17 protein-coding genes are annotated in these 13,003 nt (G+C 64.7%); 3 read left to right on the top strand and 14 right to left on the bottom strand.

Going from position 1 to position 13,003, the window contains the following annotated elements; translation table 11 throughout:
- Positions 1–3: 3 nt before the first annotated feature.
- Together ACSQ23_RS21615 and ACSQ23_RS21610 are read left to right on the top strand one after the other, a co-directional pair.
- Positions 4–852 carry an ATP-dependent DNA ligase gene (locus tag ACSQ23_RS21615; protein ID WP_436091867.1) on the top strand — a complete coding sequence of 283 codons (849 nt, stop codon included), beginning with the start codon at positions 4–6 and terminating at the stop codon, positions 850–852.
- Entirely contained in the window at positions 842–1,048 is a 207-nt protein-coding gene (locus tag ACSQ23_RS21610) for a hypothetical protein (protein ID WP_436091866.1), read from the top strand. Before ACSQ23_RS21615 ends, ACSQ23_RS21610 begins: the two co-directional genes overlap by 11 nt.
- Here ACSQ23_RS21610 and ACSQ23_RS21605 read toward each other — a convergent pair.
- From ACSQ23_RS21605 to ACSQ23_RS21580, 6 genes are read right to left on the bottom strand one after another with little or no spacing between them, the layout of a single operon-like run.
- The gene (locus tag ACSQ23_RS21605; protein WP_436091865.1) at positions 1,045–1,245 is read right to left on the bottom strand and encodes a hypothetical protein; all 201 of its coding nucleotides are present in this window, start codon (positions 1,243–1,245) and stop codon (positions 1,045–1,047) included. The genes ACSQ23_RS21610 and ACSQ23_RS21605 overlap by 4 nt on opposite strands.
- Before the next feature lie 29 nt (positions 1,246–1,274).
- On the bottom strand, positions 1,275–1,640 hold the full coding sequence (locus ACSQ23_RS21600; protein WP_436091864.1) for a septal ring lytic transglycosylase RlpA family protein: 366 nt from the start codon (positions 1,638–1,640) through the stop codon (positions 1,275–1,277).
- Positions 1,637–2,056 carry a hypothetical protein gene (locus tag ACSQ23_RS21595; RefSeq protein ID WP_436091863.1) on the bottom strand — a complete coding sequence of 140 codons (420 nt, stop codon included), beginning with the start codon at positions 2,054–2,056 and terminating at the stop codon, positions 1,637–1,639. The genes ACSQ23_RS21600 and ACSQ23_RS21595 overlap by 4 nt, the downstream gene beginning before the upstream one ends.
- A complete protein-coding gene (locus ACSQ23_RS21590) occupies positions 2,040–2,486 on the bottom strand; it encodes a hypothetical protein (RefSeq protein ID WP_436091862.1) in 447 nt (148 codons plus the stop codon). The genes ACSQ23_RS21595 and ACSQ23_RS21590 overlap by 17 nt, the downstream gene beginning before the upstream one ends.
- A 2-nt stretch (positions 2,487–2,488) precedes the next feature.
- Positions 2,489–2,854: a hypothetical protein gene (locus ACSQ23_RS21585; protein WP_436091861.1), complete on the bottom strand. Its 366-nt coding sequence runs from the start codon at positions 2,852–2,854 to the stop codon at positions 2,489–2,491.
- Positions 2,851–3,987: a peptidoglycan-binding protein gene (locus ACSQ23_RS21580; RefSeq protein WP_436091860.1), complete on the bottom strand. Its 1,137-nt coding sequence runs from the start codon at positions 3,985–3,987 to the stop codon at positions 2,851–2,853. Before ACSQ23_RS21580 ends, ACSQ23_RS21585 begins: the two co-directional genes overlap by 4 nt.
- Positions 3,988–4,064: 77 nt before the next feature.
- Between ACSQ23_RS21580 and ACSQ23_RS21575 the strand changes: the two genes are divergently transcribed.
- On the top strand, positions 4,065–4,787 hold the full coding sequence (locus ACSQ23_RS21575) for an FkbM family methyltransferase (RefSeq protein ID WP_436091859.1): 723 nt from the start codon (positions 4,065–4,067) through the stop codon (positions 4,785–4,787).
- A gap of 166 nt (positions 4,788–4,953) precedes the next feature.
- On the opposite strand, the gene ACSQ23_RS21570 is transcribed toward ACSQ23_RS21575, so the two are convergent.
- From ACSQ23_RS21570 to ACSQ23_RS21535, 8 genes are read right to left on the bottom strand one after another with little or no spacing between them, the layout of a single operon-like run.
- Positions 4,954–6,495, bottom strand: coding sequence for a hypothetical protein (locus tag ACSQ23_RS21570; protein ID WP_436091858.1), 1,542 nt, complete (start codon positions 6,493–6,495; stop codon positions 4,954–4,956).
- A gap of 4 nt (positions 6,496–6,499) precedes the next feature.
- Positions 6,500–6,643: a hypothetical protein gene (locus tag ACSQ23_RS21565; protein ID WP_436091857.1), complete on the bottom strand. Its 144-nt coding sequence runs from the start codon at positions 6,641–6,643 to the stop codon at positions 6,500–6,502.
- Positions 6,644–6,653: 10 nt separating this feature from the next.
- Positions 6,654–8,186 carry a DUF2793 domain-containing protein gene (locus ACSQ23_RS21560; protein WP_436091856.1) on the bottom strand — a complete coding sequence of 511 codons (1,533 nt, stop codon included), beginning with the start codon at positions 8,184–8,186 and terminating at the stop codon, positions 6,654–6,656.
- A 15-nt stretch (positions 8,187–8,201) separates the two neighbouring features.
- Positions 8,202–9,803, bottom strand: coding sequence for a hypothetical protein (locus ACSQ23_RS21555; protein WP_436091855.1), 1,602 nt, complete (start codon positions 9,801–9,803; stop codon positions 8,202–8,204).
- The gene (locus ACSQ23_RS21550; protein WP_436091854.1) at positions 9,800–10,219 is read right to left on the bottom strand and encodes a hypothetical protein; all 420 of its coding nucleotides are present in this window, start codon (positions 10,217–10,219) and stop codon (positions 9,800–9,802) included. Before ACSQ23_RS21550 ends, ACSQ23_RS21555 begins: the two co-directional genes overlap by 4 nt.
- Positions 10,219–10,779, bottom strand: a complete 561-nt coding sequence (locus ACSQ23_RS21545) for a hypothetical protein (protein ID WP_436091853.1) — start codon at positions 10,777–10,779, stop codon at positions 10,219–10,221. The genes ACSQ23_RS21550 and ACSQ23_RS21545 overlap by 1 nt, the downstream gene beginning before the upstream one ends.
- Positions 10,772–11,428: a hypothetical protein gene (locus ACSQ23_RS21540; RefSeq protein WP_436091852.1), complete on the bottom strand. Its 657-nt coding sequence runs from the start codon at positions 11,426–11,428 to the stop codon at positions 10,772–10,774. The genes ACSQ23_RS21545 and ACSQ23_RS21540 overlap by 8 nt, the downstream gene beginning before the upstream one ends.
- Entirely contained in the window at positions 11,428–12,969 is a 1,542-nt protein-coding gene (locus tag ACSQ23_RS21535) for a phage tail length tape measure family protein (protein ID WP_436091851.1), read from the bottom strand. The genes ACSQ23_RS21540 and ACSQ23_RS21535 overlap by 1 nt, the downstream gene beginning before the upstream one ends.
- Positions 12,970–13,003 lie beyond the last annotated feature (34 nt).

Genomic DNA, 13,003 nt, shown 5'->3' with positions numbered 1-13,003 from the left:
CCCATGAAGCCGCGCCTGGTGGACACTCCGCCCAGCGGCGACGGCTGGTTCCACGAGGTGAAGTTCGACGGTTATCGCACCCAGTTGCACGTGGAGGCGGGTACCGCTCGGGCCTTCAGCAGCTCGGGGGCGAACTGGACCAGCAAATACCCGCAGATCGTCGCGGCCGCTTCTCAGCTGCGGTGCACGTCTGCGATCCTTGACGGCGAGGTCTATCTACCGGACGCCCGCGGCGCGGCCGACTTCTCAGGCTTACCAGCGGCCATCCGCTGGCGGCCGCAGGATTTGATCTTCGTCGCATTCGACCTGCTGCATCTGAACGGGGAGGACGTCCGCAGCAGGCCGGTGGAGAGCCGGCGCGCCATGCTGGGTGGCCTCATGCAGAGCGCGCCGGCCCCATCTCTCGCCTTCAGCCAGGAGCTTGGCGCCGACGGCCCGGAGGCGTTTGCCGCCATCGACGCCATGGGCCTCGAGGGCATCGTCAGCAAGAAGCGCGGCAGCCGCTACAAGAGCGGCGACGCCGACACCTGGCTGAAGACGAAGACCTTCACAATCGGCGAGTTCGATGTGATCGGCGCCGACCTGTCGCCAACTGGCGCACCGGTCGCGATCCTCGCGCGGCGCGATGAGCACGGCCTGCACTATGTGGGGGATGCCTTCATTACGCTGAAGGCGGCGGACCGTGAGGACTTCTGGGCCTACGTCGAGGCGAACACGGTCGAGGTCCCTGATCTCCCGCTGAAGCGGCGCGGGACGTGGTTGCGGCCGGGGCTGGCGGCAACGGTGCGGCACCTGCGCGGCGAAGGCATGCTGCGGCACGCCACTCTCAAAGGGCTGCGCCATGCCGGCTGACGATCTGCCCAAGCCGGGCATGCCGGCGGTCGTATCGCCAGAGCCTGGCGTGCAGCGCTGGACCTTCGCCAGCGCCGAACCCGAGGCGCAGCGGAGGGAGTTCCGCTACTGGCTTGGCTGGTTTGGTCTCGAGGAGGATGCTGAGCCCTTCGAGCAGAACGAGCGGTTCTGGTTGGTGAAGGGCCCGACCGACTAGCTCGGAATGAACCCGCGCCGCTGCAGCCAGCTCTTACCGCGCTGCGTGATGTGAACGCGTTTCTTGTCGCCGCCCATGATCAGCCGCTCATCCCACAGGATCTGAAACTCGGGGCGGTCCTCGATCGGCGTGCCGACCTGCTTGGACAACCGGATGAGCTCGTCGATAACGATCTGGGGAAGGTCATAGTCCTGCATGAAGCGCGGCGTAGCAGATTCGCCCGGGATCACTCGACGCAGACCCGCACGATCCCCTGCCCTGTCGGCGCCAGCTTGGCGAAGGCCGCCTTGCTGAGATCGATGATGCGGCCATACTTCCCGAACCCACCCCTATCGGTGATCCGCACGACGCCCGAGCGCTTGCCGGCGGTGACCAGCGCCCGGGCGCCGAGCGGCAGCGTGTTCGACGCAGCGGTCAGCGCGTGCATGTTGAACGGCTTGCCGTTGGCCATCAGCCGGCCATGATGCGCTTCGCCGTACCAGGAGGCCTTGCCGCACTGCGCGGCCTGAACGGGCATGGCCCAAAGCACCGCGGCCGCCACCACGAGGATGACGGCCGCGCCGAGCGTGCTGGTGATGATGGGATGCCTCATCGGCCTGCCCCCTTGCTGTTCGATGAACGGACGATTTCCCGGGTCAGCTCGCGGATATCGGCGCGGGCCTCGTTGAGCGCCGTGACGGCCCGCTCCATGGCGTCGGTGTTCGCCTGAAGCGTTCGGCGGTTGGCCTCGCGGTCGTTGTGCTCCTCCCGGCGGAGCACGTTGTTCTCGGTGAGGATGGCGTTGCTCGCCTCGAGCGTGGCCGCGAGCTCGTGCATCGCCACGCTGTCGGTGGTGATGATCTTCGTGTCGGTGCGGATCTGCGGAGGCGCCGAGGCGGCGATCTGCACCGCCTTGCGGATGGCCGCCCATGCCGCGACGCCGACCGATACCGCAACGGTGGTGATGCCGGCGGCCCAGGCCGCGACGTTTGCCCAGTCGATGGAGGCCGCGTCAGGTATCGTCGCCATCGTGGCCATCCGGAACGGCCACATCGAAGATGGACCAGTAGAAAGAAAACAGGCCGAAGAAGCCCAGCACCGAATAGACGGCGAGGCCGGTCGGCCAGGTCCATGAGAACAGGAAGCCGAGCGTCAGCACGGCGAACAGGGCTATGCCGGTGAGCGCGCCAGCGGCGCGGACGATGGCCGTGGGCTTGGCCATGTAGCCGTTGACGCAGAGGGCGGCGATGCGCAGCGTTCCGGCAAGGAACACCACCCAGCCCCAGAGGGCCGGGCCGCCGGCGAAGGCAGCGAATGCCCGGCCCGAGAACACGTGGGGATTGCCGAGCACGATCAGCCCCCACAGCGTGGTGATGGCCGCGTGCTCCCACTCGAGGACGCGGGAGCGGAATCGGGAAATGATCCGGCTTGCGACCTCTCGGGCCTTTGTCTGGACCATGATCATCGCCCTACCCGCAGTTTCGGTAGACGGATCGTCGGGCGCGGCTTCCTGCGCTTCTTGCGGCCGAACTCGAACGGCGAGGCGGCGTCCGGGTGACCGTCGGGAATGGTCTCGTGCGCCTCGCTGCCCTTGGGCTTGCGCGGCAGGATGGCCAGCACCACGCCGAAGACCAGGGCGACGAAACCGACGACCGCCGGCCAGCCGCCGATCGCCTTCAGCAGCCGGATGAGCCCGAGGCTTGATCCGAGGATGATGCCGGCGAGGCCGCCGACGATCAGCAGCTTGTTGAGCAGGCCGACCTGCGCCCACCACTCCCAGGCAGCGCCTTGGATGTGGCAGCCGATATCGAGCAGAGCGCAGTTCATCGCCGCGCCCCTTCCTGGACCGCCTCGACGGATGCCGCTTCGCCCTTCCGGCCGTTGAGGTAGAGCCACAGCGCTCCGCCGGCGAAGGCGAGCGCGTAGACCCACACCGGCACCCCGGCGAGCAGGTCGAGGAACGGCTGCACGAATTCTCGGATATCGGCGAAGCTGCCGATCACCCAGTTCAGGAAGGCGATGACGGCGCCGACGATGGCGCTCCAGAACCCAGCAACTTTCGTCAGCCAGTTCGTCTTCGCCTCGGGCGCAGCCTCGCGAACTTCCTTCGCCGAGGCCTCGGCGCGGCCGGCCGGCATCTCGCGCGGCTTGGCCTTGATCAGCGCAGTGATCAGCGAGCTGTCGATCGCCCCGCTCAGCGGCAGCCTGGCGTCATGCCGGAAGATGAGGATGGCCTTCTCGGTCAGGTCGCCGAAATCGCCATCGACATTGCCGATCTCGGAATAGCCGAGTTCCTTCAGCCGGCGCTGCACCTGGGCGACGACCTCGTCGTTCTTCGCGCCCTTCACCGGGAAGGCAGCCGGGCCAGTTGACGGCTTGGGCGCCGGCTTGCGGTCGCGCTCGTTCAGGGCCTCGGCGAGCACGCTCTCGAAGGCCGCGGCATCGTCCAGCGACTGGTTGATGCCGTCGCCGGCGTAGTAGCTCTGGCCGCGCCGCACGGTGCGGGGCTTCTTGCCGCCGATCTTGATCGTCGACAGCACCGGCAGGCTGGCCCATTCTTCCGCCAGTTCGTTGCCGAAGCTCTTCAGCGGGAAGGCGCCGTCGACGAAACGCCCATAGCCGCGGCGCTCAAGCAGCGCCAGGCCCATGGCATCCTGAAGGTCCGGCGAGAACTTAGCCGTCAGCGGCAGCTTCAGTTCCTTGACCAGGCTTTTCAGTGTCTTCCGGATGATTTGGTACCGGCCGGCCGCGCCGCTCTTCTGCTTCAGGTTCCGCACCCAGCGCAGCTGCTCGGCGAGAAGTTCCTCGAGCGTCATCGACGTGACGGGCTTGGGTAGCTTCCCCTTCTCGTCGATGTGGCCGATGACGGTGTTGTAGGCGGCAGCGCCCTTCCGGGCCGTCTCCAGCCCGCCGATATAGTCGAGCAGGACCGCCGCGCCGCGGGGCACGTTCGGGTTCATGGGGAAATCTCCGGTCTTTCGAGGGGAAGTTAGTTACGGTAGAAGGCTGACAGAGTTACCTGGCGCGAGGTGCCACTATGCTGCCGCAGACGATCCTGAGGGGCATCGAGCGATTCGCTCAGAAACACCAAGGCAAGGGGTGGGGTAGCTTCACGGTCGACCAGGAGGCGGCCGCTGCCGCGAAACTCTTGGCACCGACATCTGTCGTGATCGACGTCGGTGGAAACGTCGGCGACTGGTCCGCGGCCATACTGGACCGGGTTGACGTCAAGCGCCTAGTAGTTGTCGAGCCCGATGCAGGGAACTGCGTGAAGCTCCGCGACCGTTTCAAAGATGGCCGAGTTGAAGTCGTCCAACTCGCACTGTCATCCTCGAATGGCACTGCAGAGCTTTACTCGAACCATCTGGGCAGCGGCCTCGCCAGCTTGCATAAGCGCGAACTGCATCATCAGAAGATCGAACACGAGATGGTTGCAACCGTCGAGACGATTAGCCTCGAAAGACTCCTTGAAACTCGCCAAATTGAAACTGTCGACCTCCTCAAAATGGACATCGAGGGCCATGAATTTACGGTGCTCCAGGCCGCCGAGAAGCTCCTGCCGCGAGTTCGCATGATCCAGTTCGAGTTCGGCGGGCCCAATGTCGCCTCAAAGACGTTTTTTTTGGACTTCTGGCGACTGCTCTCGCCGGCTTACTCGATCTGGCGCCTCGGCCCTTCTGGCTTGATCGATGTCTCGAAGTACAGGGACAGTGATGAGGCCCTGTTTGGGGTCACCAACTACCTGGCGATCAGACGGTAGCCCCATGATCGGCGGCATGGGCACCCGATCTGCCTTCCCTTAGCCACACCGCGGCGCCCATCAGTAGAACTGCCATCGACCAGGGCCCCAGCTTTTGGGTCGTGGTGCTAACACCTTTGCCGGAGTTTCCAGATCGAACGCTTTGTTCTGCGCTCGCCTAGATTTGTCATCCCAGGATGAACATCCATGGCGCCGCATAGGCGCCAATGACAACGCGGCCGGATGGCAGAGCCCGAGCCCATTTGCAGTCGCCGCCCTCAAGCAACAATTCGCGGTTCTGGTTAAGCGCCACGTCTATGATAATCGCGCCGTTCGACGCGCAAGCAAAGGCGTATCGCCCCGATACCTCGACGTTCGACATTCCCCGATTTAGCAACCGGAAGCGATGCGTCTGAACAACAGTGTTTGTGGCAGGATCAATCACGGCGACTCCATCGGATCCACAGGCAAAGACGTACCCGTTCCCGCTTCCCAGACCGTAGATTTCACCTATGCTACAGTTGATGGTCGCGAGCGTAGCTCCGCCAGTCGGGTTAATCCGCTTCACTTGGCTGTTGCCCTCGTGAATGGTCCACAGCGAACCGGCAAGGTACCGGACCGGCAGGTTGGCAGCGCCAGTATTCAGATCCGTCGACACCAGCGTCATCGCCCCAGTCGACACGTTGACCTCGTAGAGCGCGCATCCTTGGGCGTTGGTGCCTGCGGCGAGCCAGAGCCGCGTGCCATCGGTTCCCAGGCCGAAGCCGTTCTTTGAACCCGTGATCGCGTAGGTGTTGGATACGGTGAAGCTCCCCAAAGCGATCCGCTGTAGGGTGGCGGCATCGTGGTTGCAGACCCAGAGGTTGGTTCCAACCACGACAATGTCATGTGGATAGTCACCAATAGTAAGGGTCGACACCTTCTTGAGGTCGCCGTCCATCTTGGCGATCTCGTTCATGCCGTGGCTGATGATGTACAGATGGGTGCCATCGGAAGCGGCCTCGTGCGTGCCTCCCCCACTATTAGCGATTGCGGTTCCGATTGCGCAGGGCAATTCGTCTTCAGCGATCATCGCCATCATGTAGACCTGAAGCCCCTGACTAGCGGTCGACACAAACCCAACTTGCGGCAAAGCGCTGACTGTGCCGGCGGGGAAGGCGGGAGCTGATCCACCCAGTTCGTTGATCGTCGCGTGGTAGTAGCCGTTGGGCAGTGTCGGCGCGAGTACGACGTTGATGTTGACGGTCAAGGTAGAAATGAACTGGCCGCTGCTGTTGAAGCAGTGAACTTGGATCGATGATGGGAGCGGATCGACCGAGCCGTACCCCATGGCCGCGACCGTGACCTTGTGCTTCTTCGTCGGATCGACAGCGATGCGCCTGGGTGATCCGACGCTGGCCGATTTTGCGGTCACATTGCAGCCAAGTTGTACCTTCGATCGGTTGAAATAGGCGGGGAGGTTCGATGACGGCGATGATGTGGGATCGAACCCGAAAACGGCGATAGCACCATCCGTGCTGAAATTCGCACCCCATCCATCCACGCCGCGGATGAACGAGCCTCTCGGGACGCGGTTCGTGCTGCGCAGTACCTCCGGCCATTGAACACTTTCGCCGCCGCCCATCAGATCGGCAGCGAATTTCTTGGGAGTGCCGCCCTGCACCCCATAGAACATGGCGTTCACCGTATCCGTGGCCGCCGGGAGCTGTGATAGTTTCTGGTCAGCCATCTGCCTACCCCAAAATGATCTTGTCGCCGCTCTCGAGCAGCAGGTGGTCGCCGCTTTCGAGCAGCAGGAAGAAGCGCGGGAACGCTGAGGAGATCAGCCGCGCGCATGACGGCTTCGCGCGAGAGATGAAGCGACGGATCGGGATCATCGTGCTGCCCTCACCACACCGTGATCCTTACGCGGCCATCGCCACCTTTGCCGGAGTTTCCGGACCAGGACCCACCACCCCCACCGCCAGGTTGGGAGCCGGCCCCCGCATTTCCCGATCCTCCTCCACCGGCTGCGCCTCCGTTGCCACCAAATAGCGACGTACCGCCCAGACCAGGGTCGGATCCACCGCCGCCGGCACCTCCATATACGGAGGAGCCGCCAGCGCCAGCACTGGCGCCAGCGCCGGCGCCCCCACCTCCGCCGCCATAGACAGAGTCGCCACCGCCTGCCGATCCAGTGCCACCAGCTCCGCCGCCAAATGCGACCAGCCCACCAGATGGATTCCCGCCGACACCGGCCACCGCGGCGGACCTGGTGCCACCACCTCCGCCCCCCCCAAGCGTTGGCCCCCCTGAGTAACCGCCGCCAGCCCCGCCATAGGCGACGACGTGAGAGCCGAACGAACTGTTTCCACCTGCCACCCCTACCTGATTGTTGTTGGTTCGGGCCGCCCCTCCCCCGCCGACCGTGACGTTTACCGTCGCGGCGAGATCGGAGAGCTTCATTAGGCGTTGTACATAGGCGCCGCCGCCACCACCGCTGCCCGTATTCGACGATACGCCACCCCGGCCACCAGAGCCGCCGGCCGCCCAGCACTCGATTAGCGCCACATTGCCTTTTGACGGCTTCGTCCAGGTGAATGGACCACCTGCCGTATTGAACTCCTGGAAGTCCGATCCCGCTCCGCCGAGCCATGCCCCCGAGATGTAGTGCACCTCAAACCCGAAGGCCTTGTGGAACACACTCGCACCCTCATAGGCGTCGACGAACGCCCATGCCGCGCTCTCGAAGAACGCGATATCGCCGGCATGGCCGACAAAGGCGCCGGCGGGAACAGCCCCCACAAGCCAGAAGGTGTTGGGCGAAGGCGAGCCTGGAGGCGTGTTCAGCGTGCTCTCGACTGCGATACCGGCAGCCATGAGTAGCGCGCGAGGCGGGACTGACCGGTCTGCGTAGTCGGCCGCAAATCCGGTCCAGCCCGAGGCGGTGAATTGCTGGTTGGTCCCGGTGTCCTCATTGAACACCGTGAGACCGATCTCCGGAGCCGCGAAGACCCAACCGCGGCGCGTGTAAATCGCGAGATCGTCATCGTGCCCGGCAAATGCTCCGGTCGCGCCGATGCCGACCCGGTAGACATCGCCGCTGACGAGGGCGCCTGGTGCCGTGGTGACGACGCCCAGGATCGAGTTCCGCGAGATCGCGGCCGAGTCCTCGATGTGGTACCGAAGGCCATTCCCCGAAACGAGGCACGTCAGCCCATCATCCGGCGTCGTCGTGTCGGTGGTGTCGAGATAGTAGCTGTACCCCGTGGTCGCGTACTGGATCAGCAGCGGCGGTTCGCCAACGTCGAAGTCGAAGTCGGCAAGGACCTCGCCGACGTTCAGCACAAAGCCGAAACGCTTGACCACGGCCTCGAGCAAAGTGCCGACGACTAGGCCGCCGTTGGCCGCCGCAGCGGTCCGGATGGGGTTCTGAGCCATGATATCCCTAGTGTGTTAGGCGGCTTCCGCCAGCGGCGTTTCCAAGCCAGTGTTCCACCCGTTGATCACTTCCGCGCTCGTGCCGGAGAGGCTGAGCGAAACCGTGAAGTCGGAGTTGATTGACAGGCCGTCGACCCGATAGAGACCGTTCATGTCGGCATATGGCTCGTCGGCGTCCCAGTTGACGACGTCGCCGAGCTCGAGCTGGCGGTTAGCCTTGCCGCTGGCCACCAGCACCGAGATATCGAAGGCGCCGGAGATCGTGCTCCCGAGGCCATTCTCGGTCATAGTCGCGAAGGCGAGGCGCTGCGCCCCTGGAGCGCTGTCGCAGAACCGGTAGCTCTGCCGCTCTGCCGTCTCGTCGTTCAGCGCCGAACCGGGATATGCCGTTTCGGCCTGCTGTCCGTAGCGGACGGCCGGGAAGAACTGCGCCACGACGCCCGAGATTGCAGAGCGGGTATCGACCTCGTTCTGCATCGAGATCGAGCCCTGCCTCACCCACTGCCCCTTGTGGATGGTCGCGACTGCCACAGCGGCGCGATCGGCGCGGATGGTGTACTGCCCTTCGCTCTTGGATATCGTCGCCCGGTTCTGCTGCGCCATCGCGGCGAGCACATCGATTGGGCTCTCGCTCGACCGCACCAGGCCGTTGATCCGGCCCGCCTGCTCGCTGCCGGCAAGCGTAGGAACGTATTCGCGGTCGATCGAGATGCTCTCGGTTGCCGCGGCTGCACTGATCTCCGGCCGGGTCACCTGCCCGCCGAGATCCGTGCAGAGATAGTCCTCGATGACGATCGTGGCGGTGTCGCTCCACGTCCACGTGGCCGGGTTGTTCGGATCCTGTGCCGGATCGGTTCGATCGTAGAGGCGAAGGCCGCGCACGCGGATCAGCAGCTGCGGCACGCCGGCGACGCCCCACAGCTCGGTGTGGTGATCGGCGCTGTTGCCGTAGTCCATATCAAGCACGATGGTGCAGACGCCCCGCTGGCGGAACTCGGCCCACTTCGCGACCCGGCCGGCATCACCCGGATAGAAGTCGTCAGGCGGGGTTGCAAACCGCGCGAGGATAATCGGGTCGATGGCCTGGGTATCGGCGCCGGTGCGGAACGAGGCGCGGGCATAGGGGATCGACCCGTCGAACCACGGCGCCGTGAGCGCATCGCCATTGGCGCCGAAGAAGCATTCGGTACCATTGATCGAGATGCTCACCAGCGCGTCGCACACCCCTTCGGAGAGGGTCAAGCCAAATAGCCATCGATCCGGCGCCGACGCTCCGGCGCTGGCGATCGTCTTGTGGAAGAACACCCCGCCGGCGAGCGTCGATGTGCCGTAGATCCTCCCGACCTCGAGCAGCGCGTCGAACTCCGGCAGTTGCACACCGGGCTGCTCCTGCTGTGCCTGGGTCTGCCGCTGACCGGCTGCCCCGAGCAGGTAGGAGAGGCCATAGGACGCAGCACTGAGCGCCAGCCCAACGCCAACCTGCACCAGCAGCTGCCCCACGACGCCGATCGAGGCGTACCAGGTGGCAATGCCGGTGATCGCGGCCGTGATCGGGTCGGCCTGCGCGGCGGTCGCCGAGGCGAGCAGCAGCAGCAGGGCAAGAAGGATCCGTTTCAAGGCACGATCTCCCACATCCGCTTCGGCAGCACGCCGGTGACGGTCACGCCCTCGCCGTCATTCGAGATGATCCAACGGTTCTCACCATCGAAGATCGCCGGCACGCCGACACCGTCATCGGCATCGAACACCCCGATCAGCACAGCACCCTGGCGGTTGCCATCCACTTCGGCCCAGCCGAGCGCTCGCGCCATGACGTCGATGGCGCGCTCGACTGCCGTTGACCCATTCCCCCCAGCGGCGAGCCTCGCCAGCGCCCGTTTGGCTGTCGTCTCGTCCCACTGCACCGCGCGCCAGTCGAAAGCGTAGTCGGTGCCCGTGGCATCGCGCACATAGTCCGCGATCCAGATGAGGCAGGGATACGACCAGTCGAGCCCAGACCGCGCCCGGGCGATGGCGTTCGCAACGGCCTGCATCAGCCGAGACGCCAGTCGATCGGCTGCCCGGTGCGGGCAATCTTCTGGGTGTAGTAGAAGCCGGTGTCGCCGGCGAAGCGCTCGAGCTGGCTTTCGTGGCTCCACTTCTTTCCGGTAGGTTTGTCGAACCGCGGCAGGGCCTCGAAGCAGTTGAGCGTCAGTTTGATGGTGCCGTCGGCAACGTTTACCTCGCGCTGCAGCGTATCCTGCTCCATCTGCGCCACCAGTAGGGGATCACGGATGATCTGTCCCGACGCGTTGCGCGAGGCCAGCCAGAGCTTCGCCTGCCGGCCCCGAACGGTCTCGTCCATGCCGGCCAGCACCTGCGGGTCTAGCCCGTTCAACGTGAACTGCTGCTGCCGCCAACTAAGCGCATCGCCCTTGTCGATCGTCGAGACGCTGTAGAGATGCCCTACGCCGAGCCAAGTCTGCCCGTCCCAGGCGATCGGGTGCATGCCGCTCCAGCAATAGAGCGGCGTAGTCGCCCGCTCGAACCATGCCAGCCAGCACAGATCGCGGTTCGGCGAGCTTAGCGCCTGCGCCATTTCATGACTAAGCATCGAAGTCAGGATCCTCACGGAAGTTCAGCGTCAGCGGCCGTGAGATCAGGCGAGGCGAGTTGCCGATGCCGAACCCGGTTTCTCCGCCGACCATCCGAAACAGGCCGGTCGGCAGCACGAGAGCAACCGGGTCATCCTCTGCCCAGCCGTGGCGAGCCGCCGGACGAAAACTGAAGGTACCCTCGCCGCCAACGTCCGAAGCGCCGCTGTCCTGAATGCGGTACAGGTTTTCCCCCACCCGAAACTGGTCCATGGCCTTCAGCGCCACGGCCCGGCTCGGGGTCAGGTTCTTGAACGTAACCGTCTCAGCGCCGCCGGCGACGTCGGCCGCCACATTGATCACCGGCCCTGCACCGCCCGCACCCCGAGGTTGTGACCGACCGCCGAATGCAGCGCGGCGCTTGTCATAGATCCGGACCAGCACCTTGCCGCCGCGATTGGCCGAAATGAAGCGCTCCATCTCATCGAGATCGTCGCCGGTCAGCGGCACGAAGGTCATCTCGACCTCCCAGTATTCCGCGCTCGGCCCGTTGACCGACGCGATCGGGTTGAACGCCGATGGGCCGGAAGCGGTGTTGACCGTCACCAGGTTGAAGGCGAGCTCCGAGAACGCGTAAAGCGCGTCCGGCATCGTAATGATGTCGGGCATCAGCGCAGCGACCTGTTCATCTGTTTTCTCGCAACGGCCGCCGGCGCCTGGCTGTCGATCATGCCCGGCACCATCGTCTTGATGGCCTGGACGATCTTCTGCTCGACGCCGATCTCTGCTCCCTGAGCGTCGATGTAGAAGTTATTGACCGTCCCGCCTCCGCCACTGCTTTCAACGCCCAGCCGGCCGCCGGCACCGCGCCTGAGCGGCAGGATGGCTTCCGCACCGGCCTCGCCCATCAGCCCCGCGCCGTTCGCAAACGCAAACATCGTCGGACGGTCAACGACCTGATTGGAGTAGCCGCTAATGCCGGTCGGGAACACGCCACCGTTCGCATAAAGGCCCGGCAGCCCGGTGCCAGGGTTCAGCGATGGCCCGCCGAAAGGCTTGAAGCCGCCGAACAAGGTGCTGAAGAAGCTCTGCACGGTGTTGCTCAACAGAGTATCGACCAGGCTGAGCAGCTGGTTGCCGATCGCCTCGAGCACGTTCTCGCCCGACTTGAACGCCTGCCAGATGCTCAGCACACCCTGCGTCAGACCGCCGGCGAGGGTCTCGCCCAGCCTGGCGGCATTGTCGTTCGCCGCTTCCAACCCGCTGCTAAACGGCTTCATGTCCGCGCCGGCGGACTTGGCAGCCTTGCCGACTTCGTCGGTTGCCGATGCCAGCGCGATCGCCTTGGTCTTGATCGCGTCGAACAGCCCGCCGAGATAGTCGACGTCGAAGGCCCCCTGGAACGACGCCACCACGTCTGCGGCGAGCCCGGAGGTTGCACCTTCGAAAGGGTTCGATACCCCCGACAACTTGACGTCGCCAATGTCGCCGGCAAACCCCATCGACGACTTGAAGTCGTTCAGCAGTCCGATCGCGCCGTTGATCATCGCCTCGACGCCGCCGATGACATTGTTTGCCGTGGTGATCGTGATATCGCCCATCACGGCCGGAAACGCCGACCACACGGCCTTCGACGCATCGAACGCACCGATGAAGGTCGCGATGATGCCATTGCCGAGATCCTTGATCACCGGCCATGCGGCATTCCACATGTCGCCGAACCAGCCGCCGACTGCTGCGAGCGCTGGCTGCACCAGGTTGAAGACGCCCTCCGAGAACACCTGCCACGTCGCCATCGCCACGTCGCCGAAACCCATTTGGGCACCGCCAGCGTCGTTGATGGCGGACGTCATGCCGGCGATCGCCGCCGACCCCGCCGCAACGACTGCAGCGACCGGCCAGAACTTCGTGACCAGCCCAACGGCGAGGTTCGTGCTCTCCTTCAAGGCGCGACCCAGCCCACCCTCCTCTGCTCCGTAGATCTGGGCCATTTGCGCGCCCTGCTGAACAGCCACCATCCAGACTGCCTGTCCGGACGCGAGCGAAACCGCCACGTCGTTCCACTGGTAGGCCAGGTTGGCAGCGTTTCTGGCGGCAGCTCCAGAACTCTTGCCCATCGCGACGATGTTTGAGTTCTGGGTCGACAGCGCCGAGTTGGCGCGCCGCCCGCTCGAAACCACGGCGTCGGCTGCCGTATTGGCGTCCTTCACCACCTCGCCGAACGCCGCATGCGACTTGTTCTGC

This window comes from Devosia sp. LjRoot16 (assembly GCF_964252795.1).
Lineage (GTDB): Bacteria > Pseudomonadota > Alphaproteobacteria > Rhizobiales > Devosiaceae > Devosia_A.
The sequence above is the reverse complement of the archived record's forward strand: the minus strand, read 5'-3'. Positions and strand labels throughout refer to the sequence as shown.